Below are 24,885 nucleotides of genomic sequence, written 5' to 3' on the forward strand. Positions count from 1 at the left end.
GCCCGGCCTTTGCTTTTTCAGCCCAGCCCTGATTCCGGTGCGGCCTCCGCCCGCCGCCGCCGGATCGCCTCGGCGATGAACACCCGCGACAGGGCGTGATAAAGCGGCTCGTGCGAGATCAGCCGCGCCGTGCCGTAGCCCAGCATCGAAGCCAGCATCAGGCCGATGACATTGTCGTGATTGCCGGTCATTTCGAGGATGATGACGAAAGCCGTCATCGGCGCTTGCACGACGCCGGCGAAATAGCCCGCCATGCCGAGCAGGGCCGCGACGCCCGCGCTGCTCGCGAACATCAGGCCGAGCGAGCTGCCGATGCCGGCGCCGACCGCCAGCGAGGGCGCGAAGATGCCGCCGGGAATGCCTGAGATCATCGACAGCAGGCCGGCAGCGAATTTCTCGGCAAAGAAGAACCAGGGCAGCGGCGTGCCTTCGACCGCGCTGCGCGCCTGCGCGTAGCCGGTGCCGAAGGTCAGCCCGCCCGAGGCGATACCGATCACCGCGACCGCCAGTCCGCAGATCGCGGCCACCAGCAGCGCGCGCCACAGCGGCTGCAGCGCGTTCCAGCGTCGGATACGCCGCGTCGCCTTCAACGCCAGCAACGAGAACAAGGCGCCAAAGCCGCCGCCGATGACGCCGCAGGCGATCACCAGCGGCCAGTCGACGGCAAACGAGATCGTCTCCTTGGACACGCCGAAATAGGTGTAGTTGCCGAGCACGCCGAGCGAGGCGAGGCCGGCCAGGATGACCGCGGTCAGCACCAGCCCGTTGGTGCGCGCCTCATAGGTCCGGCCCATCTCCTCGATGGCGAAGACGATGCCGGCGAGCGGGGTGTTGAACGCCGCCGCGATGCCCGCCGCCGAGCCGGCCAGGATCAGGCCGCGCGCCTGCGCCATGCCGCCCCAACGCGCCGCCTGCAGCATCAGCGACGCGCCGACCTGTACGGTCGGTCCCTCGCGGCCGATCGAAGCGCCGCAGAACAGGCCGACAAGGGTGAGCGCGATCTTGCCCGCCACCAGCCTGAGCGACAGGATATGGCTGCGGTCGTCGTCGTCGCGCAGGTGGCGGGCGGCGATCGCCTGCGGAATGCCGCTGCCTTGCGAGCCCGGGAAGAAGGCGTGCGCCAGCCAGGCGCACAGCACAAAGCCGAGCGGCGTGATGGCCAGCGGCAGATAGAAACGCCAGCCGCCGTCATTGCCGATCACGACATGAAAAAGCGCCTGCGCCTTGTCGGCCAGCACGGCAAAGAGCACGCTGATCAGGCCGATGGAGATCGCACCGGCCCAGAACACCAGACGTGGCTGCCAGACGCGGCGCGAGGCCCACATGGCGCGCGAACGCCGCAGCATGGGGTGTTTTCGCGATTGGCCGGCCATGTCTGCCCTCGGGGGGAAAACCCAGCCCTAACACAGGCATGACGCCGATCAAGTGTGAGTCTGCCGATCGGACGGGATCAAAAAGCCCACCGTCGCGGTTGTGTCCCTTTGAACAAGGAGCCCGCAGTCATGAGCTATGTCAGATTCGCCGCGATGATCCTGGTTTCCACGGTCCTCATGTACGGGCTCATGTACCTGAACACCTATGCGCTGGATCATGTTTTCTTCAGCCAGACCCGGGTGTGGATGGCCATCGTGATGGGCGCCGCCATGGCCATCGTCATGATCGGCTTCATGTGGGGGATGTACGAGAGCGTGGCCGCGAATGTAGGCATCGTCATCGGCGGCATGCTGGTATTCGCTGGCGCCTTGTGGCTGGTCAGAAGCCAGGAAACCGTGAGCGACGTCTCTTACATGAAGGCCATGATCCCGCACCACTCGATCGCGATCATGACCAGCGAACGCGCCCATATCCGCGACCCGGAGGTGCGAAAGCTGGCGGACGGCATCATCGACGCCCAGGTGCGCGAGATCACGCAAATGAAGCGTCTGATCGCGCGGCTCGACGCCAATCCCGTAGCGGCCGGCGCTCCCGACCTGCCGTCCTACCGAGCCCTCGGGGCCGCGCCGCCACCGCCGGAAACCGACCAGAGCACCGGGATCGATACGCTCTCCATCGACAGGTAGACGCGGGGATGGACGCGCGGAATATGGAAGCCGCTCGTCCCGCCGGCCTCCAAGCCGGCGGGAACATCCTTGCGGGATCGTCACATAGCCATTTTTTCACATTCGGCCTGGGCCTTCTTGGTCGAGGTGTCGATCATGTAGGCTTTGCCCTTGGCGTCGGTCATCATCATCATGCAGTGCTTGATGGGCTTGGCCATCTTCATCATGTCGGCGCCCATCTTCGCGTCCGGCGTCATGGTGCCCATATGCCCGTCGGGCATGATCGCCGTCACTTGTCCGCCTTTCATCATGCTCATGGTGCCCATCGCGTCCTCGGCAAACGCCTGCGAGGCGCAAAGAGCGGCGAAGCCGGCAACGACGGCGAGCTTGATCGATTTCATCCTGCATACTCCCATTCTGTAGGGGCACAGTTGCCCCATTCAGGGTTCGAAGGCGCGATGGGGATCGTTACGCCAACACGACTAAGTGATCGCCGCCAACGACATCGCGTCCACCGGCGGCGATCGTCCTTCACGGGGACGGTGGCGATCGGGACACCGACGGCGGACCCCAGTTTGGCGTGCACGGCATGACTTCGCGCTCAACCTGTGCTATGCGCCGCGCTTCATATCGGGCCGATGGATGAAATCGGCCGCAAACCGCTTATATCTGTGCAACCATGACCCTTTCACTCGACCTTACCGCCGAAGGCGCCCGTGACGCCTTGCGCGGCCGTGCCGCGCGGACCGAAAAGCCATCGCTGATCGGCCTCACGCGGACGGAACTCGCCGCCGCTCTTGTCGAATCCGGCATCGTGCCGGAGCGCCAGGCAAAGATGCGCGCCCAGCAGCTCTGGCACTGGATGTATGTGCGCGGCGTTTCCGACTTCGCCGGCATGTTCAACATCTCCAAGGATCTGCGCGCCGAGCTCGACAAGCATTTCACCGTCGCCCGGCCCGAGATCGTCGAGGAGCAGATTTCCGCCGACGGCACGCGAAAGTGGCTGTTCCGCTTTCCGCCCCGCGGCGCCGGCCGGCCGGTCGAGATCGAGACCGTCTATATCCCCGAGGAAGGCCGAGGCACGCTCTGCATCTCCTCGCAGGTCGGCTGCACGCTGACCTGTTCGTTCTGCCACACCGGCACGCAGAAGTTGGTGCGCAACCTGACCGCGGAAGAAATCCTGGCGCAGTTGCTCACCGCGCGCGACCGGCTCGGCGACTTCCCCGACCGCGACACGCCGGATGGCGCCATCGTGCCGGCCGAGGGCCGGAAAGTGTCCAACATCGTCATGATGGGCATGGGCGAGCCGCTCTATAATTTCGAGGCGGTGAAGAAGGCGCTGCTGATCGCCTCCGACGGCGACGGCCTGTCCCTGTCGAAGCGCCGCATCACGCTGTCGACCTCCGGCGTCGTGCCCGAGATTTTCCGCACCGGCGAGGAGATCGGCGTCATGCTGGCGATCTCGCTGCATGCGACCAACGACGATCTGCGCGACCTTCTGGTACCGATCAACAAGAAGTATCCGCTGAAGGAGCTGATCGCCGCCTGCCGCGCCTATCCCGGCCTCTCCAACGCCAAGCGCATCACCTTCGAATATGTGATGCTGAAGGACGTCAACGATTCCATCGAGGACGCCAAGGGGCTGATCAAGCTGCTCAAGGGGATTCCGGCCAAGATAAACCTGATCCCGTTCAACCCGTGGCCGGGCACCAACTACCAGTGCTCGGACTGGGAGACGATCGAGAAGTTCGCCGACTACATCAACAATGCCGGCTATGCCTCGCCGATCCGCACGCCACGCGGCCGCGACATCCTGGCCGCCTGCGGCCAGCTGAAGTCGGAATCGGAACGCATGCGCAAGGTCGACCGGCTGGCGCTGGAAGCCATGATGATCGCGGGGCACGGCGAGGTGTGAGCCGTCTCGCCGCCGGCCTCACACGCTTCGCCATGATCGCAGTCGGCTACCTCGCCGCCGTGCTGACCTCAATCCTGGTGCCGGTACTGCTGATCGTTCTTCTGGCAGGGATCGAGGACGGCAACTGGTCGATCATTTTCACATTCGACTGGCTGGCCTCCTTCCCGCTCGCCGTGTTGACCGTGGCGATCTGCGCGCTGCTGATCGTCGGCCCGGCGATCTTCGTCGCCGAACGGCTGGCGCTGCGAGGATGGTTCTACTTCGCCGTCACGGGCGCGGTCACGTCGATCGCCTTTGGTGTTTTTGTGCCGGGCTCCGCCGGAGGCTTCGTTTTCAATCCGGGCTTCCTGGGTTTTCTGGCCGCCGCCGGCATTGCCGCCGGCTGGGTCTACTGGCTTCTGGCCGGACGCAGCTCCGGTCGTCTCAAGGGCCATGATCCCCGATGAACCGTCTCGTCGCCTACATCGTGCGCTTCGCCATCATCCTGTTCGGTTATGCCGTCGCCTCGCTGGCCGCCAGCGCCTTCCTCAACATCCTGTTCCTGGCCTCGCTCGGCTACGCGCCGGCGCAAGCGCATCCGGCGGCAACGGCATCGCTCTATTTTTCAATTCCCTTCGTCGCCCTGTTCGTCGCCTATTTCGGCTTCATGCCGGCGGCGATCGTCATCCTGATTGCCGAAATCCTCGGCCGGCGCGACTGGTTGTTCTACGCGCTCGCCGGCGCGGTGGTGGCGGGGGTTTTCCTCGGCCTCGTCGACAATGTCCGCGATTCCCCTTTCGCGGTCACCGAAGCCAGCGCCATCATGGCGGTGCTCGGTGGCGGCATGGTCGGCGGGATCTTCTATTGGCTTGCCGCCGGGCGCTGGGCGGGAAGCTGGTGGAAGGTTTCTACTTCGCCTGGGCCGTCAGGATCTTGAGCGCGAACGCCGAGAACACGCCGGCGAAGAGATAGTCGACCACCCGCGTCACACGGGGGCTGGCTTTCATTGCCGCCGAGAATTTTTCCGCCGCCAGCACCATCGGCACCGTCACCGGGATCGACAGCACGATGAACATGGAGCCGAGGAAGAACAGTTTCCCCGGCGCGTTCGGATCGTGCGCGGAGACGAATTGCGGCAGGAAGGTCATGAAGAACAGGATGATCTTCGGGTTGAGCAAATTGACGCCGAGCCCCGCCGCCCAGCTGCGCAACAAGGAAATCCGCGGACCGGTCTTCTTTTCCGGCGAGAAAGCCGAGCCCTTGGCGATCGCCTGCCAGGCGAGGAAGACGAGATAGCCGGCGCCAAAGATCTTCAGCACGAAAAAAGCCATCGGCGAGGCGACGATCAGCGCCGAGACGCCGACCACCACCAGCGTGGTGTGGATCAGCGTGCCGCACAGCGCGCCGGCCATCGAGGCGAAGCCGGTGGCGCGGCCCTGGCTCAGCGTGCGCGACACGAACAGCGTCATGTCGGGGCCTGGCGTGATCGCCAGGATCACGGTGGCGATGGCGAACTGGATCAGCGTGGTGGTGTCGGGAATGAAGGACATGGCGGGCCCCGGGGGAACGCGTCGGCTATACAGGACCCGTCTCGCCGGCGCCAGATGGGGCCAGCGCGTCCTTCCGTGGAGTTGGAGCGGTTCGGCCAGTTTCGCCAGCTTACATTTCGCCAGCTTACAGGCGGCGTTCTTGAGCGCCTGGTAACCGGCGGCATGGCCCCGGGATCGGTCCTCCCGATCAAGCCCGGCGTCGCACTGCCGCGCTGGATCAGCAACCTTGCGCCGCGTGCGCTTGCTCGCTTTGCCGTTCCTGCTAAAAGGCGCTCCGACAATCCGTGACGCCTTGCCTCAGGCGTCCGCTTTCCGACGGAGCAGAAATGTCCAAGATCAAAGACGTCAAGAAGGTCGTGCTCGCCTATTCCGGCGGCCTCGACACATCCATCATTCTGAAATGGCTGCAGACCGAACTCGGGGCCGAAGTCGTCACCTTCACCGCCGATCTCGGCCAGGGCGGCGAACTGGAGCCGGCGCGCCGCAAGGCCGAGATGATGGGGATCAAGGACATCCGCGTCGTCGACGTACGCGAGGAATTCGTCGCCGACTTCGTCTTCCCTATGTTCCGCGCCAACACCGTCTATGAAGGCACCTATCTCTTGGGCACCTCGATCGCGCGGCCGCTGATCTCCAAGCACCTGGTCGAGATCGCCAGGGAAACCGGCGCCGACGCCATCGCGCATGGCGCCACCGGCAAGGGCAACGACCAGGTCCGTTTCGAGCTTTCGGCCTATGCGCTCAACCCCGACATCAAGGTCATTGCGCCGTGGCGCGACTGGTCGTTCAAGTCGCGCACCGACTTGATGAACTTCGCCGAACAGCACCAGATCCCGGTGCCGAAGGACAAGAGGGGCGACGCACCGTTCTCCGTCGACGCAAATCTGCTGCACTCGTCCTCCGAGGGCAAGGTGCTGGAAGACCCATGGAGCGAGCCGCCGGAATTCGTGCATCAGCGCACCGTGTCGCCGATGGACGCGCCGGATGCCGTCACCGAGATCGAGATCGAATTCCTGAAGGGCGACCCGGTCGCGCTCAACGGCAAGAAGCTGTCGCCGGCCACTATGCTGGCGGCGCTCAACGATCTCGGCCGCGACAATGGCATAGGCCGGCTCGACCTGGTCGAGAACCGTTTCGTCGGCATGAAATCGCGAGGCGTGTATGAAACGCCGGGCGGCACCATCCTGATCGTGGCCCATCGCGCCATTGAATCGATCACGCTCGACCGGGGTGCCGCGCACCTCAAGGACGAGTTCATGCCGCGCTACGCGGAGCTCATCTACAACGGCTTCTGGTTCTCGCCCGAGCGCCTGATGCTGCAGGCGATGATCGACAAGAGCCAGGAAGACGTCGAAGGCACGGTGCGGCTGAAGCTCTACAAGGGCAATGTCATGGTTACCGGCCGCAAATCTGGGAAGACGCTCTATTCCGACGCGCTAGTCACCTTCGAGGACGACCGTGGCGCCTATGACCAGAAGGACGCCGCCGGCTTCATCCGCCTCAATGCGCTGAGGCTGCGGACATTGGCCGCGCGCAACCGCAACAGCTAGACGGAATGCGCAGTCTCGGTCGATGCCTGGTGCCGCTGCTCTTTCTGGCGGCGCCGGTTGCCGCCGGGGACTTCGCGCCCACCTCCCTGGACCTCGCCGCCCTCATCGAATGCAGGGCCGATCTGCCGGCGTATAATGGTCTTGCCCTCTGGCTGGGCGGTGAGCCAGACGCGGCGCAGACCCTTGGCTGGAAGGAGGTCGCTTCCGGCAATCCCTTCCTGCGGCAGTATCGATTGTCGGCCCCGGTCCATGTCTTCGGGCGCGAGACCGCGACGATCGTCTTTACCGCGACAGGGCCGATGGCCGTGCTTGATGGCATCGCCGCGCCGGACCTCGCCCGCCAGCTCGACGTCCCGGCGACGGTCTCGACGCCGGACAAGTTCCTCGGCGAGAAGGTCATGGCCGAAAGCAGCGAGGACGCCGGCGGCGTGAGCCTTGCCACGCGCATCACGCTCAACGTCTCGACCGTCGAGTCCCACCCCGGCAGGACGCTGGCCGGCTGTTCCTATGCGCTCGACGTGAAATGAAACCCGGCGCGGTGGCCGGGTTTTTCGTTCAATGGCCGTGCGGATCGATCAATCAGCGTCGATCGCGGTGGCGATGCGGGCGATGGCCTGCTGATAGACGCTTGCCGAATTCCAGCCGGCGATCGCGCCCATATTCGACTGCGCGCTGGCGCCAGCCCGCCAGCCGTGACCCTTGAGGAAGTTGGCGGTGGAGGCCAAAGCGATCGCCTTGTCGCGCAGGTTTCCGCTGCCTACCGCATACTTCAAGACATTTCCGGGCAGGAACTGCGTGTGGCCGATCTCGCCATGCATGGCGCCGACCGACGAGGCGGTCAACGCTCCGCGATCAACCAGCTTCAGGGCCGCGATGGCATGCGGGTGAAAATAGTCGGGCCGGCGGCAATCATAGGCAAGCGTCACAATGGCGGAGACTGTGTTCTGGTTGCCCATGGAAGCACCGAAGCCGGTTTCCATGCCCCAGATGGCGAGCAGCACGCCCGGCGACACGCCGTAGTTGGCTTCAATCTGGTTGAACAGCGCTGCGTTCGACTTCTTCAGCGAACGGCCCTTGGAGATGATCGCCGACCCGCCGCGGCGTTTCATGAAATCGTCCACCGAGCCGCTGAAAGCCTTGTGGATGGCGCGGTCGGCGGAGATCGTCCTTGTTGCGTAGGTCGCGCCGGCCAGAGCGGCCAGACCCCTCGACCCGACACCTTCGGACTTGGCCTCGGCGGCGAAGTCCTGTTTCCAGGCGTCGAAGCCGGCGCCGGTCTTGCCGCAGCTGGCCGCCGCTTGCGCGCCGGTTGCCAGCCCGAGCACTGCCACCACCGCCGCCGCTAAAATCCTACCCTTGGCACGAAATGCCATGTTGTTCTCCTGGTTGCCTGATTCACGTCCCGTTTGCGAATTTGCCAGCGAAACGCGCATTTGTCACCGTCTGTGGCGCGATGCTGGCGAATGCCGGGGAATTTGCCTACGATCAAGTGATTATTATGGCGAGTGTCAGGCATGAAAGACGCTGATGCCGCCCATGGACCGGGGCAGGCGCGCCTGGACCGGCGAAGCAAAATAGTCGCGCTGGACCGCGGAACACCGGCCGGTGGTTCGCGTTTGGGCACGGGCCGCCATGCATCCCTTTCAGATGAATCATACATCCCTTCTGACGAATTGAGACCGAGATGAAACTTTTCGACTGCCCGCATTGCGGCCACCGTCTCTATTTCGAGAATGCCCAGTGCCTGAACTGCAGCAGTCTCGTGCTCTATGATCCCGAGGGCGCGCGCTTTGTCTTGTCCGGCGTCGACGGCGCGATCCAGTGCACCAATGCCGACGAATGCGCCTGCAACTGGATGGCCGAGCCGGGACAGGTCTTCTGCCGTGCCTGCGTGCTGAACCAGCTGATCCCCGATCTCTCGGTCGACGGCAATCGCCGCCGCTGGATTCGCGTCGAGGCGGCGAAGAAGCGCGCCATCTATTCGCTGCTCGCCTTCGGCCTGCCGGTGGCGCCCAAGCAGAGCCCGACGGACGAGATCGGGCTGGCCTTCGACTTCCTCGCCGATCCGATCGGCGGCGGCCCGGGCGGCGAACGGATTCTCACTGGTCACGACAACGGCCTGATCACGCTGAACGTCGCCGAAGCCGATTCAGCCGAGCGCGAAAAACGTCGCGTCCAGATGGGTGAGAATTACCGCACGCTGCTCGGCCATTTCCGCCACGAGCTCGGCCACTATTACTGGGACCGCCTGATCCGCGACGATCCGCAAAGGCTGGAAGCGTTCCGCGCCTTGTTCGGCGACGAGCGTGCCGACTACGAACAGGCGCTGAAGGCCTATTACGCCAATGGCGCGGCGCCCGATTGGCAGCAAGACCACATCTCGGCCTACGCCACCTCGCATCCGTGGGAGGACTGGGCCGAGACCTGGGCCCACCACCTGCACATTACCGACACGCTGGAGATGGTCCATGCGTTGAACTTCCCGCTCGGCCGGCTGGAGACGGTGGAGACGAACGAACTGCCGCAGGGCGATACCGGGGGCGAGCCGCAGGCAGCACCCTCGGAGCCCGCCAACACACCCGAGCCCTTCGACAATATCCTTGTCCGCTGGCTGGTGCTGTCGGAAGCCTCCAATTCGATCAACCGCTGCATGGGCCTACCCGACCTCTACCCCTTCGTCATTTCGGACGCGACCGCGCGGAAACTGGCGTTCGTACACGATCTTCTGACCGGCTTGCCGATGGAGGCCGGAACAAATCGTGAGTTGGCTCGCGCATTTTAGCCGGAACGCATGCGCTGCTGTCCCGTTGTCACCGCCGAGGGACTGTGAAACGGAGAGAACCCATGAAATCCTTATTGTTTCCCGCAATAGCCGGGATGCTGACCGCAATGTCGGGCGCGGCATTGGCCGATACCGCTGTCTCGGCAGTCACCGATCTCAACGTGCGTGCCGGTCCCGGCCCGCAATATCCTGTCATTGGCGTTCTCGCCGCAGGCCAGTCGGCGACGCTCAACGGCTGCATCGAAAACAGCAAATGGTGCACCATCGCCGAAGCTGGCGGCCAGGGCTGGGTCTATTCCGACTACGTCACCGCCGATTTCGGCGGCAGCCGCGTGGTGCTGACGCAGCGCCGCTCCGCCGTTGCCGTGGTCTCGCCGCCGGACGACATCGGCAACTATTCGACCGACTATACCGGTGCGATCATTTCCAGCGATCCGGTGGTTGGCGACTTTCCAGCGCCGCCGGCCGCGGTACGGACCTATGTCGACACCCATCGCCTCGACCCCGTCTATCTCGACGGCGAGGTGGTCACCGGCGCGACCCTGCCCGATACGGTCGAGCTGCGCGAAATTCCTGACTACAACTACCGCTATGTCTATGTGAACGGCCAGCGGGCGCTGATCGATCCGCAGACACGGCGCATCATGTACGTCGTGCGTTGACGCGATGCCGGCGGTCGCCGAAGCGGCCGCCGGCGAAACCTGGATTGGCCCCCGCGGCAGGCTGGCCCGCGCCTGCGTTCCGTGGGTGTGCGCGTATTCCTGCTGATATCGATTCCGGTTCCCGAAGCCATCAGCTGGATCAAGCAGCGATGGATTGGGATCGAGGACAAGCGTGACGATCGACGACACCGCCTTCGAGCGCTATCGCAACACGCCGAACGCCAGGACGACCTTGCCGCGCCTGTTGCTGGGAACGCTGATCGCCGTCCTGTTCTGGGCCGCCACCACCGCGGCCGTGCTGTTCGGTGGCACCCATGTTTACTTCGCCTGGCAGGGGGCGGCGGCTTCGCCACACGGCGTGGAAGGTTTTCTCGCCTCGCCCGTCGGCATCCTCTGCGCGCTCGCCTCTTTCGCCGGGATCTGGATCGGCCTGTGGATCGTGATGCGCTGGGTGCATGGCGAGCCGCTGTCGGCGCTGCTTGGCGCCGGCCGCCGCGTAGCGCGACCGGACTTCCTCAAGGGGCTGATCGCGGTGCTGATCACGTCGGCCTTGTCCGAAATCCTGCTCTATCTGCTGCAGCCCGGCATTGCGCGCGGCACGATCAGCCTGTCGTCATGGCTGCTGTTCGCGATCCCAATCGCCACGCTCACCTTGCTGCAGACTTCGTCGGAGGAGGTGCTGTTTCGCGGCTATCTGCTGCGTGGCCTGGCCAATCGGTTCAGAAGCCCGTGCGTCTGGGCGCTGCTGCCCGGCCTGCTGTTCACCTCGCTGCACTGGAGCGGCGGTTCGTCGGCCGCCATCAACGCCAGCGTGCTGGTGTCGATCGCTGCCTTCGCGCTGCTTCTGACCCTCGTGGTCTACGCCACCGGCAATCTCGGCGCGGCACTTGGCGCCCATCTTGGCAACAACCTCACCGGCTTCCTGCTGATCTCGCATCAGGAGAGCTACAATTCCTTCGCCTTGTTCACTGCAAAGCCGCTCGAGGGACCGGGCTGGATGATATCGGATGCCATCCTCATTGCGCTCATCGGTATTGCCTGCAGCCTGCTGACGATTGTTTTGCTGCTGCATCCGCGCTCGCCGCTGAGGGTCTCAGCCCAGGTCCCCAACGGCCCGAGCACGGCCTGATCGCGGCCCGGGAAACGGCGCGGCACCGGCCTTGCCTTGACTCTCGCGCCAAATTCCTGTCTACAGCCCACCAATTCCGCGACGAGTATCCCTCCGAGCAAGCCGACCAGGATGCCGAAACCTCTTTGAGGCCGAGTGCTGTAAACAGATCCTGGAGGCCAACACCCGGCAGCGCTGTGCGCCCCCGGGTGCTTTTTGGTTTTGGGCTTTTGCTTGGACTGGCTTTTGCTTGGAGACTGGGCGCGAACGCATTACCTCTCGGGCACCATCCGGTGCCAGGGAAAAGGAAAACGAATGTTTGAATCGCTGCAGGAGCGTCTTGGCTCCATCCTGAACGGCCTGACCGGCCGTGGCGCGCTGTCGGAGGCGGATGTCTCGGCAGCGTTGCGCGAGGTGCGCCGTGCGCTGCTCGAGGCCGACGTGGCGTTGGAAGTGGTGCGGTCCTTCACCGACAAGGTGCGCGAGAAGGCCGTCGGCGCCGCGGTGCTGAAGTCGATCAAGCCGGGGCAGATGGTCGTCAAGATCGTCCATGACGAGCTGGTCGACATGCTCGGCGCCGAGGGTGTCGCCATCGACCTCAACGCACCGGCCCCGGTCGTCATCATGATGGTCGGCCTGCAGGGCTCCGGCAAGACCACCACGTCGGCCAAGATCGCCAAGCGGCTGACCGAGCGGCAGAACAAGAAGGTCCTGATGGCCTCGCTCGACACGCGGCGTCCGGCCGCGCAGGAGCAGCTGCGCCAGCTCGGCGAGCAGGTCAAGGTGGCGACGCTGCCTGTTATCGCAGGCCAGAACCCGGTCGATATCGCCAAGCGCGCCGTGCAGGCGGCCAAGCTCGGCGGCCATGACGTCGTCATCCTCGACACCGCCGGCCGCACCCATATCGACGAGCCGCTGATGGTCGAGATGGCCGACATCAAGAAGGTGTCGAGCCCGCACGAGATCCTGCTGGTCGCCGATTCGCTGACCGGCCAGGACGCCGTCAACCTGGCGAAAAGCTTCGACGAGCGCGTCGGTATCACCGGCCTGGTCCTGACCCGCATGGACGGCGACGGCCGTGGCGGTGCCGCGCTGTCGATGCGCGCCGTCACCGGCAAGCCGATCAAGCTGATCGGCACCGGCGAAAAGATGGATGGGCTGGAGGAATTCCACCCCAAGCGGATCGCCGACCGCATCCTGGGCATGGGCGACATCGTCTCGCTCGTCGAAAAAGCCGCCGAGAACATCGATGCCGAGCAGGCGGCGGCGATGGCCAAGAAGATGCAGTCGGGCAAGTTCGACCTGAACGACCTCGCCCAGCAGCTTCAGCAGATGTCGAAGATGGGCGGCATGGGCGGCATCATGGGCATGATGCCCGGCATGGGCAAGATGAAGGACCAGATGGCCGCCGCCGGCCTCGACGACAAGATGTTCGGCCGCCAGCTCGCGATCATCTCCTCGATGACCAAGGCCGAGCGCGCCAATCCCGACATTCTCAAGCACTCGCGCAAGAAGCGCATCGCCGCCGGCTCCGGCACCGATGCCGCCGAGATCAACAAGCTCCTTAAGATGCATCGCGGCATGGCCGACATGATGAAGGCGATGGGCGGCAAGGGCAAAGGCGGCGGCCTGATGCGCGGCATGATGGGTGGCCTTGCCTCCAAGATGGGCCTTGGTGGTTTGGGGGGCGGCATGATGCCCGGCGGCATGGGCGGCATGCCCGATCTGTCGAAGATGGACCCCAAGCAGCTCGAAGCCTTGCAGAAGCAGGCGCAGGCCGCCGGCCTCGGCGGCATGAAGGGCCTGCCCGGCGGTCTTCCCGGCGGCGGCTTGCCCGGCCTGCCCGGCGGCATGAAGCTTCCCGGCCTTGGCGGCGGTGGCGGCCTGCCCGGTCTCGGCAAGAAAAAGTGAGGACGCTATGAACGAAGAAAAGGACATGGCCGACGCCCGCACCATCCTGGCCGGCTACCGCGCCTCGATCGACAACATTGACGCGGCCCTCATCCACATGCTCGCCGAGCGCTTCCGCTGCACCAAGGCGGTTGGCGTGCTCAAGGCCGAGCATGGCCTGCCGCCGGCCGACCCGGCGCGCGAGCAGCAGCAGATCGCCCGCCTGCGCCAGCTGGCGCATGACGCGCATCTCGACCCGGATTTCGCGGAGAAATTCCTCAACTTCGTCGTCCGCGAAGTGATCCGGCACCACGAACAGATCGCCGCTGCCAACGGCGTGACGAAAACGGGTTGAAGAAACCCTGACTTATCAAACGAAATCAGAGCTTTTAGGAGAAAAGAAATGGCACTGAAGATCAGACTGGCCCGTGCGGGCTCGAAGAAGCGTCCTTACTACCACGTCGTCGTTGCCGACGCCCGTTCGCCTCGCGACGGCCGGTTCATCGAGTCGCTCGGCTCGTGGAACCCGCTGCTGCCGAAGGACGGCGAGCGCATCAAGGTCGACGCCGACCGCGTCAAGCATTGGCTGTCGCACGGCGCCCAGCCGACCGACCGCGTGCTGCGCTTCCTCGATGAGGCCGGCCTTGCCAAGCGCGAAGCCCGCTCCAACCCGAAGAAGGCCGAGCCCGGCAAGAAGGCGCAGGAACGCGCCGCCCTGCTGAAGAAGGCCCAGGAAGACGCCGCTGCCGCCGCTTCGGCCGCTGCCGCACCGGCCGAAGCGGAAGCCGCTACCGCCGAGTAATCGCTTCCTATTCATTGCGGGAACAAAACGGCGGGCCTGTGCCCGCCGTTTTGCTCTTCATGTTTGGACTAAGGCCGATCAATAACCGCTTGGGCAGCGATCGACATAGACCCGACCATGGCGATCGCGGTACCGGCATTGGCCGCTTTCGCTGGCATGGCCGATCAGCGCGCCGGCCACGGCGCCGACCGCACCGCCGACAACAGCGCCCTGCACCGGATCTCCGGCCACGGCCGCGCCAACCGCAGCACCGCCCAGGCCGCCCACGGCAGCCCCTTTTTCCGTTTGCGAACATGCACCCAGTGCCGTCGTCAGCACCAGAATGGTCAGTATTTTCTTCATTTGTCGTTCCTCTCACACGCGGATCGCCGTCTCGCCGCCAAGTGCTTAACTCTCAGACGGCTAATTTGATCCCGAGGAGAACGAAGATCGCGACGCTGCTCGCCCAAACAGACCGCATCGGCGGTATTGCCACCCGATGGCGTGCAGGCGAAGTGGACGCTGTTCTTGGCTCGGAACAGCTATCGGCTGAACGGGATCAGCGCACGAACCCTGGGGTCGCGCAGATAGAGGCCGCCCCATAGGATGATGCCGAGATAGACGCCGAACAGCATGTGCGAGAACAGCGGATTGCCGATGCGCGCATTGGTGGCGATGGCGCCGCCCATATAGGCGGTGAGCAGGAGGGCGCCGAGCACGGAGGTGCGCGGCAGCGCGTAGAGCGCGGTCGAGACCAGGCCGATGACGCCCAGCATGCGCGCGACGTTGGGATCGGCTGGCCACCCAAGCGGCACCATCGTCTGGGTGACCACGTCGAGCGGCGGCAGCTTGATGGCGCCGTCGAAGATCATGAACAGGACGATGAGGCCGCTGAGCCCCCCCCGGTCCACAGGGCGCCAGCCGAGACGGGCGCGGTTTGAGAAATGCTCATTGGGTGTCCTCCTGATGGTCAGCCCCTTTTTCGGTGGGGTCGACCCAAGGACGTTCCATGAGGCGTCGATCCGACAAATGTTCGGATTTTTGACGGTGCGGCGTTACGAAAGATAGAACTTTTCGGCCGACAGCATCTTTGGTGGCGTCTCGCCCAAGGCCTCGAACACCGAGATTTCGCAGACCCGGCACAGGCCGTCGAGCGCGAGGTCGTTGGCTTCGGTGCCAAACGGATCCTCAAGCTCTTCCGAAAGCGCGTCGAGGCCGAAGAAGGTGTAGGCGATCAGCGCCGTGAACAATGGCGTTGCCCAACCGGTGGTCGAGATCAGGCCAATCGGCAGCAGCAGGCACACGATGTAGGCCGTGCGGTGCACCAGCAGCGTGTAGGCGAAGGGCAAGGGCGTGCCGGCGATCCGCTCGCAGCCGGCCTGGATGGCGGTGATTGACGCCAGCCTCTCATCCAGAATGCGGAAACCGATCGTGTCGAGGTCGCCAGCCCGGCGCTGCGCATTGGCACGGCGGCCCATGCGCCTGACCATCTCGTCCGCCGGATTGGCGAAACTAGCGGCCGTCCCGGCTTCAGCCTCGATGAAGGCATGGACCTCCTTGACGCTGTCGATCTTGCGCAACTGGCCGCGCAGAAAATGACAGAAGGCCAGCGCTTCCAGCAGCAGGGCGCGCTGCTCGGCCCGATCGGGAATGAGGCTTGTCGTGGCGCGGGCCAGATTGCGGATTTCGAAGACCAGCGCGCCCCACAGTTTGCGCGCCTCCCACCAGCGATCATAGGCGGCGTTGTTGCGAAACGACAGATAGATCGACAAGGTCACGCCCACCAGTCCGAAAGGCGTGATGTTGAAGACGCCGAGATCGAGCTGGAACCGGCGCGCCACGACGAGGATGACCACCGAATAGATCGCGAAGCCGAAAATCTGCGGCAGGATGCGTGGCACCACCGAACCGCGCATGATGAAGAACAGCTGCAGGAAGGTGGGGCGCGGACGAACGATCATTCGGGAGCCTTTCACGGACCAGCGTCGGCCCTCAGCTCCTGTATTGTGCGATGCGGCCGTCATGCAAGCCCGGCCGCCGCCGACATTGCCATGTCGTCCGTGTGTCGACTACCGGTGTGTGCTGTTTGCGGATATTGAGAAGCTGCTGCCGTCCCGATGCAGGCGAGAAAAAATGACGGGCGAGACCGATCTGAGCACTCTGTTGGCGTCGATGACGCCGGAACTGCGCGATGGCATCTATGTCTTCGCCACGCTGGCGCCTGGCGTTCCACAGCCCGAAGGCCTCGAACCGGTCATGGCGTTTCGGGAGCGCGAAGGCACGACGCTGATCGTGACGGAGGAAGCCGCCCGGAGCACGAAGCTGACCGCCTCGTTCCGCTGCCGGATGATCACGCTGAACGTCCATTCATCGCTGGAAGCCGTAGGCTTCCTTGCCGCCATCACCGGGCGCCTAGCCGCCGCCGGCATGGGCGTCAATCCGGTCTCGGGTTTTTACCACGACCATCTGTTCGTGCCGGCTGGGCGGGCGGAGGAGGCGATGGCGATGCTGCATCAGCTCGCCAAGGACAGCGCTGGCTGAAATCAGCGCCTTCGGACGTAAAGAATGTCCGGCAATCCTTCCTCATTGGTCGAACCGTTGCCGAACGCTTCGGCGCGAAATCCGTGGCGTTCATAGAAGCGGCGGGCACCGCTGTTGGCCTGAAAGCAATATAACTTGACCAACGGCAAGATGGCGGCAGCCTCTTCCACTAGCCGGCTACCAATTCCTTGGCCCGTCCAGGCCGGATCAAGATAAAGCTGCTCGATCCATTCGCCTTTGACCGAAATGAAGCCAATAATGTCATTGTCGGCCTCGGCGATCATCACCTGCTGGTTGGGCAACACGATATCTCGGATGAAAGACAAGTCCTGCTCCGGCGTGTGCAAGACCGGCATCCAGTCGAACGAGGCAAGCGCCGCACGCATGACCTTGGCGATGGAAGCGGCGTCGGAACCGATGGCCGGGCGCGGAGCGACTTTGATGTTATCGGTCATAACTACAAGCCTGTGACTGCCGCCGGTCGGTCGAGGAAAATGGACAGGCCAGCGCCGCCCCTCATCCCCCTGCCGGGACCTTCTCCCCGTATAGTGACGGGGAGAAGAGGGCTAACGGCCGGAGGCCGAGCCCGCGACAGCGGGCCGCCGGTCGTCCGGCGCCCTCGCGGAGGGCCAGCCGCGGCAGCGGCGGTGCGGCCCGTGAGCGGGATTAAGCCGCCTTCTTCTTCGGCTGGATAAGGCCGCGCTCGACCAGGAGCTCGGCGATCTGCACGGCGTTCAGCGCCGCGCCCTTGCGCAGATTGTCGGAGACGATCCACATCGACAGGCCGTTGTCGATGGTCGAATCCTCGCGGATGCGCGAGATGAAGGTGGCGTCCTCGCCGGCCGATTCCAGCGGCGTGATGTAGCCGCCATCCTCGCGCTTGTCCAAGACCTGGCAGCCCGGGGCGTCCCGGAGAATCTCCCGCGCCTCATCGGCGGTGATCGGCTTCTCGAACTCGATGTTGACCGCTTCCGAATGGCCGATGAACACCGGCACGCGCACGCAGGTCGCCGTCAGCTTGATCTTGGGATCGAGCATCTTCTTGGTCTCGGCGACCATCTTCCATTCTTCCTTGGTAAAACCGTCATCGAGGAAGACGTCGATATGCGGGATGACGTTGAAGGCGATGCGCTTGGTGAACTTCTTGACGTCGACGCTGTCGGCGACGAACACCGCGCGCGTCTGCGTGAACAGCTCGTCCATGCCTTCCTTGCCGGCGCCGGATACCGACTGGTAGGTGGCGACGACGACGCGCTTGATGGTGGCGAAATCATGCAGCGGCTTCAGCGCCACGACGAGCTGCGCCGTCGAGCAATTCGGGTTGGCGATGATGTTCTTGCGTGTGAACAGCGAGATCGCGTCCGGGTTAACCTCGGGCACGATCAGCGGCACGTCCTGGTCGTAACGGAAGGCCGACGAATTATCGATGACGACGCAGCCCTGCTTGCCGATCTTCGGCGACCATTCCTTGGAGACATTGCCGCCGGCCGACATGATGCAGATGTCAGTGTCGGAAAAATCATACTGGTCGAGCGGCCTGACCTTCAGCGTGCGGTCGCCGAACGACACTTCCGTGCCCATGCTGCGCCGCGAGGCGAGCGCCACGACTTCGCTCACTGGAAAGCCACGCTCTTCCAGGATGTTGAGCATTTCCCGGCCCACATTGCCCGTGGCGCCGACTATCGCAACCTTGAAACTCATAAAAATCTCCTGTCCCTCTCCGCTTGGTTTTTGGAGAAAACCCGCCGGCCAAGTGCGGGTTCCGTCCCCCGGGCCGGACCCGGGAGAGGGTGGTTAGGCCAAGGGAATCACACCGTTTTGGTGGTGGTTTTGGTGGTTTTCTTGGCCAAGAATGGGGTTTTGCCGGAACGAGGCGACGCAGCGACGCGCCCGGCCCAATGGTTCGCATTGAGGCTGGGGGCATCGAATGCAAGAAGAGCCATCAAAAGGCCGCGCATCGAAAAACGATCCCGTTCGAAGCGGGCTTTTACGCGGTTTGCGGCAGGAGTCAATTGGCGGTACGCCGCATAGCCTTCACGGCACCCTGTACAAGAAGGGCGGCAGGAAGTACGAACGGCCAAGATTGTTTGGCTGGCGTCGCCAGCCCCCCGGCATGTGCTCCATGATGAGCGCAGAACCCTGAATTCCGAAAGAACGAGATGTCCAACTTCGATGGTATTGTTCCCGCGCTGGCACAAGCGCTGGAAAAACGCGGTTATTCCGACCTGACACCGGTGCAGAAGGCGGTGCTGGAGCTCGGCCAGGCCGACGCGCTGGTGTCGGCGCAGACCGGCTCGGGCAAGACCGTCGCCTTCGGCCTTGCCATGGCGCCGACGCTGCTCGACGGCGCGGAACGTTTCGGCCCGGCAGCGGCGCCGCTGGCATTGGCGGTGGCGCCGACACGCGAACTGGCGCTGCAGGTGACGCGCGAGCTCGAATGGCTCTATGAGCCAACCGGCGCCACGGTGGCGTCCTGCGTCGGCGGCATGGATATGCGCACCGAACGGCGCGCGCTGGAGCGCGGCGCCCATATCGTCGTCGGCACGCCCGGCCGGCTGCGCGACCACATCACGCGGCATTCGCTCGACATGTCGACGCTGAAGGCCGTGGTTCTCGACGAGGCCGACGAGATGCTCGACCTCGGCTTTCGCGAGGACCTCGAATTCATCCTCGATGCCGCACCGGCCGAGCGCCGGACGCTGATGTTCTCGGCCACCGTGCCGCGCTCCATCGCCACGCTCGCACAGGGCTATCAGCGCGATGCCGTGCGCATCTCGGCCGCCGGCGAGGAAAAGCAGCATCTCGACATCGAGTATCGGGCGCTGAATGTAGCCCAGGCCGACCGCGAGAACGCCATCATCAACGTGCTGCGCTTCTATGAGGCCAAGAACGCGCTGGTGTTCTGCAACACGCGCGCCGCCGTCAACCATCTGACCGCACGCTTCAACAACCGCAATTTTTCCGTCGTGGCGCTCTCGGGTGAACTCAGCCAGAACGAACGCAGCCACGCGCTGCAGGCGATGCGCGACGGCCGCGCGAAAGTCTGCATCGCCACCGACGTCGCGGCGCGCGGCATCGACCTGCCCAATCTCGAGCTGGTGATCCACGCCGACCTGCCGACCAATCCCGAAACGCTGCTGCACCGAAGCGGCCGCACGGGACGTGCCGGGCGCAAGGGCGTCAGCGCGCTGATCGTGCCTAACAGCGCCCGCAGGCGCACCGAGCGGCTGCTGCAAAGCGCCAAGCTGACGGCGACCTGGGCGAGCCCGCCCTCGGCCGACGACGTGATGCGGCGCGACGACGAGCGCATTCTTGCCGACCCGGCTTTCGACGAACCGGTCAAGGATGACGAGCGCGAGTTCATCGATGCGCTTCTTAGCCGGCATGGCGCCGAACAGGTGGCGGCCGCCTTCGTGCGCCAATGCCGCGCCAGCCGCTCGGCGCCCGAGGATCTCATGGACGTCGCGCCTTTCACGCCATCGCGTGAAAGAGCGGCGGGCGAAAAATTCAGCCCTCGCGACGAGGCACCGAGCCGTCGCGACGATTTCGGCGCCAGCGTCTGGTTCTCGCTGTCGGTGGGGCGCCGCCAGAATGCCGAGCCGCGCTGGCTGATCCCGATGCTGTGCCGTGCCGGCAGCATTTCCAAGCGCGAGATCGGCGCCATCAAGATGCAGCCGGAAGAGACCTTCGTGCAGATCGCCGCCGACTGGGCGGAGCGCTTTCTCGCCGCGATCGGGCCCGACCGCAAATTGCAGGGCAACATCGTGGTCAAGCGGCTGGACGGCACGCCGGACCTGTCGCGGGCCGGCTATCAGCCGCCGAGCCCGGACAAGAAGCCGCATCGCGGCAAGGCGCCGTTCGACCCGAACGCGCCGAAGCGCAAATTCGAGAAGCGCGCACCGGCTTCAGTCGACCAGCGTCCGGCCACCACGCATGAGGCAAAGCCGTGGGCGAAGAAGCCGGGCAAGCCGAAATTCGACAACGCCGGTCCGCCAAAAAACAAGAAGACGAAGAAGCGGCCTTCGTAGGAATCCAGACTGGCCGCGCTCTGCTTCAGGCCGGCCCGGATGATCGCCGCCCAGCTTGCCGACGCCACGGTCGGCCGGTGCTGTCTGGCGATGTGCCCGGCCAGGGACGCGCGGCAGGCATCGGAACGCTTGGCTGTCATAGCTATGGGCGGCTTGCCCATGGGCTTGGGCCTGTGCCACATCTTGGCAGGGAACGGGCTACAAGGGGCGGGCGGATGCGCGGTGAAGTGCTTCACTATGACGAGGACCAGGGCTTCGGCTTCATCACCGGAGCCGACGGCAGCAGCTACACTTTCACCCGCGAGAACCTGCGCCGGCAAACCGCCATGCCCAACGGGACGGCGGTCGAGTTCCAGCCGGGCGGCGGCCAGGCGCGCGACGTCTTTTCGATCGCTGGCCAAACCACCGCAGGCCCGGCCGTGAACTCGACGGTTGGCGCAGGCATAGATGCGGCACCGGCCCAAGCCGGCACCGCATCCACAGCCCGCGCACCGCAGGCGCAGCAGTTCGGCCGATCCAGCGAGAGCGCAACCGCCGAACCCAGTGATCTCTGGGGCTATTTCTGGCGTGGACTGACGCAGAACTACTTCAACTTCGCCGGCCGCGCCCGCCGCAAGGAATATTGGGGCTATTGCCTGTTTTGGGTGGTCTGCCTGCTGATCGTCGGCGGCATCGGCATCTTCACCGATATCGAAATGGGCAATTTCGACACAGATGTCTCGGCGGCGGTGACGGTCGGCCTCTGCGGCACCTTCCTCTTGGCGACGCTCCTGCCCGGCCTCGGCATGACCGTGCGCCGGCTGCACGATATCGGCCTGTCGGGCTGGCTCTATCTGGTGATCCTGATCCCCAGCATCGGCAGCCTGATCATCCTGGTCTTCGCGCTGATCCCGACCCAGGCGCGTGAAAACCAGTGGGGACCAGTGCCTGCTGGAGTCAGGGTTTAGCGGTCAGTTCCCGAGAAAGGTCACTCCAAAAACGACGGTTCAGCCGATCTTCGTCACAGACGAAGATTCCGCTTGCTATTTAATCCGCGCACAGATAGTCTGTGTGCAGATTAAATAGGTGAATGGAGCAAGACGATGTGGACCAATGAATACACCGCGACTTCCCCCCTTCCTGCGCAAGCCATCTGGAACGCGCTCAAGGCCTTGCATGAAGGCCGCCTGACTTATGAAGGCTCCGATACCTTCGTGCTGCATGGGCCATTCGCCAAGGGCACCCGCGTCTCGGTGACGCCGGTCGGTCAGGACACGTTCGAATCGACCATCGTCGATCTCGTCGAAAACGTGACCTATGCCGATGAAACTTCGTTCGGCGACACCAAGCTGCTGTTCCGGCACACTCTGGTGCCTGTCGAAGGCGGCACGCAGGTGACGCACCGGCTCGATATCTCAGGTCCTTCGGCCGCCGAGGTCGGCCCGGAACTCGGGCCCCAGATCAGTGGCGATTTCGACGTGTCGATGGCCAAGTTGTTCGAGCAGGCGGAGGCGTTGGCGAACCATGGCTGAACTCGACACGCGCTTCAAGGGCGGGCCGTCGGAGAGCCCCGGCTTACTGCTCTGGCGAACCACCATGCGCTGGCAGCGCGTCATGACGGCGGCGCTGGCGCCGCTCGACCTGACGCATGTCCAGTTCGTGCTGCTCGCCTCGGCGATGTGGCTTGGCCGCAATGGCGAACCGCCCAACCAGGTGCAGCTCGCCGCCCAGGCCGGCACGGAGGTGAAGATGACCTCTGACGTCGTCGCCCGGCTGGAGGCCAAGGGTTTGATCGCACGCGAAGCCGATTCCCGGGACTCCCGGGCCAAGGTGATCCGCGTCACCGCCGCCGGGGCGGCGGCCGCCCAGCAAGCGATCGTCGCCGTCGAGGCCGCCGACTCAGCGTTTTTCGAGCCGGTGGACGAGGCGCGGCTCGTCGGTCTGCTGCGGCAGCTTGCCGGCGAGATCCGCTGATTATCCCAGGAACTTGGCGATGATCGCGTCGCCCATTTCGACCGTGCCGACCTCGGTCATGCCGGGTGAGAAAATATCCTTGGTGCGCAGGCCCTGGTCGAGCACGGCGGCGATAGCGCCTTCAAGCTTGTCGGCTTCGTCGACCATGCCGAAGGAATAGCGCAGGCACATGGCGAAGGAGGCGATCATGGCGATCGGGTTGGCGATGCCCTTGCCGGCAATGTCGGGTGCCGAACCGTGCACCGGCTCGTACAGCGCCTTGCGCTTCTTGGTCTTGGCGTCAGGCGCGCCGAGCGAGGCCGACGGCAGCATGCCGATCGAGCCGGTCAGCATGGCGGCGATGTCGGACAGCATGTCGCCGAACAGATTGTCGGTGACGATGACGTCGAACTGCTTTGGCCAGCGCACCAGCTGCATGCCGCCGGCATCGGCCAGCATGTGGTCGAGCTTGACGTCGGAATAGCGTGCCTTGTGGGTCTGGGTGACGACCTCGTTCCACAGCACGCCCGACTTCATGACGTTGCGCTTTTCCATCGAGGTGACATGGTTCTTGCGGGTCCGCGCGAGCTCGAAAGCGACGCCCGAAATGCGCTCGATCTCGAACGTGTCGTAGACCTGGGTGTCGATGCCGCGCTTCTGGCCGTTGCCGAGATCGATGATCTGCTTGGGCTCGCCGAAATAGACGCCGCCGGTCAGCTCACGCACGATGAGGATGTCGAGGCCTTCGACGACTTCCTGCTTCAGCGAGGACGATGCGGCCAGCGCCGGATAGCAGATGGCGGGCCTGAGATTGGCGAACAGCTCCATGTCCTTGCGCAGGCGCAGCAGGCCGGCTTCGGGGCGCACCTCGTAAGGCACGGCATCCCATTTCGGTCCGCCGACGGCGCCGAACAGCACCGCGTCCGCAGCCATCGCCTTTTCCATGTCGGCATCGGAAATCGCCGCACCGTGCGCATCGAAGGCGCAGCCGCCAACCAGGCCCTCGTCGGTGACGAAGCCACTGCCGAGCTTTGCGTTCATGGCCGAGATCAGCTTCTTGACCTCGGCCATCGCCTCGGGGCCGATGCCGTCGCCGGGGAGCAGGAAAAGATGCTTCGTTGCCATGGTGAGCCGTCCTAGAAAGAATGCGTTTCGGTTTGCACGGCGTCCTTCGCGCGCCAAAGAGGCTCGCGGCGCTGTGCGACGCGGCCTTGCTAAACGCCAAGCGGTTGCAGCGCAAGGGGAGGACGAAGGACCTGTCGCCGCTGTCCCGCCGGCATGTCCAAGTTAGTGGCCACGGAAGATGCGCTCACCGGTGCGAGAGAATGTTGACCAGTCGGCCCAGCGGATCGCGCACATAGAAGCGCCGCACGCCCCAGGGTTCATCGGCGGGTCCGTATTCGACGGCGAAGCCGGCGCCCTTCATGGCTTCGAATGCCGCATCGACATCGTCCACCTCGATCGACAGATCCGGCACCGGCGTACCGGACCCGCCTTGCGTCATGAAGCTGACCTGCAGCTCCATCATGTCCTCGGAACCGTAGGTTACGATCCAGCCCTGATCCATCAGGATGTCGAGGCCAAGCACGTCATGGTAGAAACGGTTCGCCGCGGCCACGTCCGGCGTTTCGATATTGGCCACGATACGCCGGACCTTCATGGCGGAAGTCTCCTCACACGGTACGCCGCAGCGCCGTCACCTCGATCTCGATCTTCATTTCCGGCTTGTTGAGCTGGCAGACGATCATCGTCGCCGCCGGCCTGATGTCGCCGAATGTCTCGCCAAGGATCGGGAAGACCACATCCACGAAGGCCTGGTCGGTGATGTAGTGGTGCGCGCGCACCACGTCGGATATCTCGAAGCCGCCGTCCTGCAACGCCTTGCCGATCGTCGCGAGGCAATTGCGCGTCTGCGCCTCGACACTGTCCGGCATCGTCATGGTGGCGTAATCGTAGCCGGTCGTCCCGGACACGAAGCACCAGTCGCCCTGCACCACGGCGCGTGAATAGCCGGCGGTCTTTTCGAACGGCGAGCCGGTTGAGATGAGCTTGCGCATGGGGGAGCCTCGCATTGTTGCAGCTAGTCTGCGGGGAAAAACCGATCCTGCCATGGGCCAATGCGGATGGA

At 64.5% G+C, this 24,885-nt stretch carries 28 protein-coding genes and 1 pseudogene; 17 read left to right on the forward strand and 12 right to left on the reverse strand.

The window, feature by feature from the left end:
* Nucleotides 1-17 precede the first annotated feature (17 nt).
* The gene (locus MESAU_RS04880; RefSeq protein WP_015314945.1) at nucleotides 18-1,373 is read right to left on the reverse strand and encodes a chloride channel protein; all 1,356 of its coding nucleotides are present in this window, start codon (nucleotides 1,371-1,373) and stop codon (nucleotides 18-20) included.
* Nucleotides 1,374-1,502: 129 nt separating this feature from the next.
* On the opposite strand from MESAU_RS04880, the gene MESAU_RS04885 reads away from it, so the two are divergent.
* Entirely contained in the window at nucleotides 1,503-2,060 is a 558-nt protein-coding gene (locus MESAU_RS04885) for a DUF305 domain-containing protein (protein ID WP_015314946.1), read from the forward strand.
* A gap of 80 nt (nucleotides 2,061-2,140) precedes the next feature.
* Here MESAU_RS04885 and MESAU_RS04890 read toward each other — a convergent pair whose 3' ends face one another.
* Nucleotides 2,141-2,440: a hypothetical protein gene (locus MESAU_RS04890; RefSeq protein ID WP_015314947.1), complete on the reverse strand. Its 300-nt coding sequence runs from the start codon at nucleotides 2,438-2,440 to the stop codon at nucleotides 2,141-2,143.
* 278 nt (nucleotides 2,441-2,718) lie between these two features.
* On the opposite strand from MESAU_RS04890, the gene rlmN reads away from it, so the two are divergent.
* The 3 genes from rlmN to MESAU_RS04905 are packed head-to-tail and all read left to right on the forward strand — an operon-like array spanning nucleotide 2,719 to nucleotide 4,870.
* Nucleotides 2,719-3,954 carry a dual-specificity RNA methyltransferase RlmN gene (rlmN, locus tag MESAU_RS04895; protein WP_015314948.1) on the forward strand — a complete coding sequence of 412 codons (1,236 nt, stop codon included), beginning with the start codon at nucleotides 2,719-2,721 and terminating at the stop codon, nucleotides 3,952-3,954.
* Complete coding sequence (locus MESAU_RS04900) at nucleotides 3,951-4,400, forward strand: hypothetical protein (protein ID WP_015314949.1); 450 nt, start codon at nucleotides 3,951-3,953, stop codon at nucleotides 4,398-4,400. Before rlmN ends, MESAU_RS04900 begins: the two co-directional genes overlap by 4 nt.
* A complete protein-coding gene (locus MESAU_RS04905) occupies nucleotides 4,397-4,870 on the forward strand; it encodes a hypothetical protein (protein WP_015314950.1) in 474 nt (157 codons plus the stop codon). The genes MESAU_RS04900 and MESAU_RS04905 overlap by 4 nt, the downstream gene beginning before the upstream one ends.
* Here the strand turns inward: MESAU_RS04905 and MESAU_RS04910 are convergent.
* Complete coding sequence (locus MESAU_RS04910; protein WP_015314951.1) at nucleotides 4,842-5,483, reverse strand: LysE family translocator; 642 nt, start codon at nucleotides 5,481-5,483, stop codon at nucleotides 4,842-4,844. The genes MESAU_RS04905 and MESAU_RS04910 overlap by 29 nt on opposite strands.
* Before the next feature lie 326 nt (nucleotides 5,484-5,809).
* Here MESAU_RS04910 and MESAU_RS04920 point away from each other — a divergent pair, with 326 nt between their 5' ends.
* Nucleotides 5,810-7,033: an argininosuccinate synthase gene (locus tag MESAU_RS04920; protein ID WP_015314952.1), complete on the forward strand. Its 1,224-nt coding sequence runs from the start codon at nucleotides 5,810-5,812 to the stop codon at nucleotides 7,031-7,033.
* A gap of 5 nt (nucleotides 7,034-7,038) precedes the next feature.
* On the forward strand, nucleotides 7,039-7,560 hold the full coding sequence (locus tag MESAU_RS04925) for a hypothetical protein (protein ID WP_015314953.1): 522 nt from the start codon (nucleotides 7,039-7,041) through the stop codon (nucleotides 7,558-7,560).
* 48 nt (nucleotides 7,561-7,608) lie between these two features.
* Here the strand turns inward: MESAU_RS04925 and MESAU_RS04930 are convergent, their stop codons facing one another.
* Nucleotides 7,609-8,406 carry a lytic murein transglycosylase gene (locus MESAU_RS04930; RefSeq protein WP_015314954.1) on the reverse strand — a complete coding sequence of 266 codons (798 nt, stop codon included), beginning with the start codon at nucleotides 8,404-8,406 and terminating at the stop codon, nucleotides 7,609-7,611.
* A gap of 311 nt (nucleotides 8,407-8,717) precedes the next feature.
* Here MESAU_RS04930 and MESAU_RS04935 point away from each other — a divergent pair, with 311 nt between their 5' ends.
* The 6 genes from MESAU_RS04935 (at nucleotide 8,718) to rpsP (ending at nucleotide 14,277) form a co-directional block, all read left to right on the forward strand.
* Entirely contained in the window at nucleotides 8,718-9,815 is a 1,098-nt protein-coding gene (locus MESAU_RS04935) for a zinc-binding metallopeptidase family protein (RefSeq protein WP_015314955.1), read from the forward strand.
* A gap of 62 nt (nucleotides 9,816-9,877) precedes the next feature.
* Nucleotides 9,878-10,477 carry a DUF1236 domain-containing protein gene (locus MESAU_RS04940; protein ID WP_015314956.1) on the forward strand — a complete coding sequence of 200 codons (600 nt, stop codon included), beginning with the start codon at nucleotides 9,878-9,880 and terminating at the stop codon, nucleotides 10,475-10,477.
* Nucleotides 10,478-10,649: 172 nt separating this feature from the next.
* The gene (locus MESAU_RS04945) at nucleotides 10,650-11,606 is read left to right on the forward strand and encodes a CPBP family intramembrane glutamic endopeptidase (protein WP_015314957.1); all 957 of its coding nucleotides are present in this window, start codon (nucleotides 10,650-10,652) and stop codon (nucleotides 11,604-11,606) included.
* A gap of 294 nt (nucleotides 11,607-11,900) precedes the next feature.
* Complete coding sequence (ffh, locus tag MESAU_RS04950) at nucleotides 11,901-13,496, forward strand: signal recognition particle protein (protein ID WP_015314958.1); 1,596 nt, start codon at nucleotides 11,901-11,903, stop codon at nucleotides 13,494-13,496.
* Nucleotides 13,497-13,503: 7 nt separating this feature from the next.
* Nucleotides 13,504-13,830 (forward strand): chorismate mutase, encoded by a 327-nt coding sequence (locus MESAU_RS04955; protein WP_015314959.1) that lies wholly within the window; start codon nucleotides 13,504-13,506, stop codon nucleotides 13,828-13,830.
* Between the two features lie 48 nt (nucleotides 13,831-13,878).
* Nucleotides 13,879-14,277, forward strand: coding sequence for a 30S ribosomal protein S16 (gene rpsP / locus MESAU_RS04960; RefSeq protein ID WP_015314960.1), 399 nt, complete (start codon nucleotides 13,879-13,881; stop codon nucleotides 14,275-14,277).
* A 78-nt stretch (nucleotides 14,278-14,355) separates the two neighbouring features.
* Here rpsP and MESAU_RS04965 read toward each other — a convergent pair whose 3' ends face one another.
* From MESAU_RS04965 to MESAU_RS04975, 3 genes and pseudogenes are all read right to left on the reverse strand, one after another.
* Nucleotides 14,356-14,619, reverse strand: coding sequence for a glycine zipper domain-containing protein (locus MESAU_RS04965; RefSeq protein ID WP_015314961.1), 264 nt, complete (start codon nucleotides 14,617-14,619; stop codon nucleotides 14,356-14,358).
* A gap of 179 nt (nucleotides 14,620-14,798) precedes the next feature.
* Nucleotides 14,799-15,208, reverse strand: a pseudogene (locus tag MESAU_RS04970) (DoxX family protein).
* A 103-nt stretch (nucleotides 15,209-15,311) separates the two neighbouring features.
* Nucleotides 15,312-16,217, reverse strand: coding sequence for a bestrophin family protein (locus MESAU_RS04975; protein WP_015314963.1), 906 nt, complete (start codon nucleotides 16,215-16,217; stop codon nucleotides 15,312-15,314).
* Between the two features lie 172 nt (nucleotides 16,218-16,389).
* On the opposite strand from MESAU_RS04975, the gene MESAU_RS04980 reads away from it, so the two are divergent.
* The gene (locus tag MESAU_RS04980) at nucleotides 16,390-16,797 is read left to right on the forward strand and encodes an ACT domain-containing protein (RefSeq protein ID WP_015314964.1); all 408 of its coding nucleotides are present in this window, start codon (nucleotides 16,390-16,392) and stop codon (nucleotides 16,795-16,797) included.
* 2 nt (nucleotides 16,798-16,799) lie between these two features.
* Here MESAU_RS04980 and MESAU_RS04985 read toward each other — a convergent pair whose 3' ends face one another.
* Together MESAU_RS04985 and MESAU_RS04990 are read right to left on the reverse strand one after the other, a co-directional pair.
* Complete coding sequence (locus MESAU_RS04985) at nucleotides 16,800-17,252, reverse strand: GNAT family N-acetyltransferase (RefSeq protein ID WP_015314965.1); 453 nt, start codon at nucleotides 17,250-17,252, stop codon at nucleotides 16,800-16,802.
* A gap of 211 nt (nucleotides 17,253-17,463) precedes the next feature.
* A complete protein-coding gene (locus MESAU_RS04990; protein ID WP_015314966.1) occupies nucleotides 17,464-18,498 on the reverse strand; it encodes an aspartate-semialdehyde dehydrogenase in 1,035 nt (344 codons plus the stop codon).
* A gap of 458 nt (nucleotides 18,499-18,956) precedes the next feature.
* Between MESAU_RS04990 and MESAU_RS04995 the strand changes: the two genes are divergently transcribed.
* The 4 genes from MESAU_RS04995 to MESAU_RS05010 all read left to right on the forward strand — a co-directional run bounded on the left by MESAU_RS04995 (nucleotide 18,957) and on the right by MESAU_RS05010 (nucleotide 22,778).
* Nucleotides 18,957-20,825, forward strand: a complete 1,869-nt coding sequence (locus tag MESAU_RS04995; RefSeq protein ID WP_015314967.1) for a DEAD/DEAH box helicase — start codon at nucleotides 18,957-18,959, stop codon at nucleotides 20,823-20,825.
* A 215-nt stretch (nucleotides 20,826-21,040) separates the two neighbouring features.
* Nucleotides 21,041-21,772 carry a DUF805 domain-containing protein gene (locus tag MESAU_RS05000; protein WP_015314968.1) on the forward strand — a complete coding sequence of 244 codons (732 nt, stop codon included), beginning with the start codon at nucleotides 21,041-21,043 and terminating at the stop codon, nucleotides 21,770-21,772.
* Nucleotides 21,773-21,907: 135 nt separating this feature from the next.
* Nucleotides 21,908-22,336, forward strand: a complete 429-nt coding sequence (locus tag MESAU_RS05005) for an SRPBCC family protein (protein ID WP_015314969.1) — start codon at nucleotides 21,908-21,910, stop codon at nucleotides 22,334-22,336.
* Nucleotides 22,329-22,778, forward strand: coding sequence for a MarR family winged helix-turn-helix transcriptional regulator (locus tag MESAU_RS05010; protein WP_015314970.1), 450 nt, complete (start codon nucleotides 22,329-22,331; stop codon nucleotides 22,776-22,778). Before MESAU_RS05005 ends, MESAU_RS05010 begins: the two co-directional genes overlap by 8 nt.
* Here the strand turns inward: MESAU_RS05010 and leuB are convergent, their stop codons facing one another.
* The 3 genes from leuB to MESAU_RS05025 form a co-directional block, all read right to left on the reverse strand.
* A complete protein-coding gene (gene leuB / locus MESAU_RS05015; RefSeq protein ID WP_015314971.1) occupies nucleotides 22,779-23,882 on the reverse strand; it encodes a 3-isopropylmalate dehydrogenase in 1,104 nt (367 codons plus the stop codon). It abuts the gene before it with no gap.
* A 184-nt stretch (nucleotides 23,883-24,066) separates the two neighbouring features.
* Complete coding sequence (locus MESAU_RS05020; RefSeq protein WP_015314972.1) at nucleotides 24,067-24,417, reverse strand: VOC family protein; 351 nt, start codon at nucleotides 24,415-24,417, stop codon at nucleotides 24,067-24,069.
* Nucleotides 24,418-24,430: 13 nt separating this feature from the next.
* The gene (locus tag MESAU_RS05025) at nucleotides 24,431-24,814 is read right to left on the reverse strand and encodes a RidA family protein (protein ID WP_015314973.1); all 384 of its coding nucleotides are present in this window, start codon (nucleotides 24,812-24,814) and stop codon (nucleotides 24,431-24,433) included.
* Between the last annotated feature and the right edge of the window lie 71 nt (nucleotides 24,815-24,885).

Source organism: Mesorhizobium australicum WSM2073 (assembly GCF_000230995.2).
Lineage (GTDB): Bacteria > Pseudomonadota > Alphaproteobacteria > Rhizobiales > Rhizobiaceae > Mesorhizobium > Mesorhizobium australicum.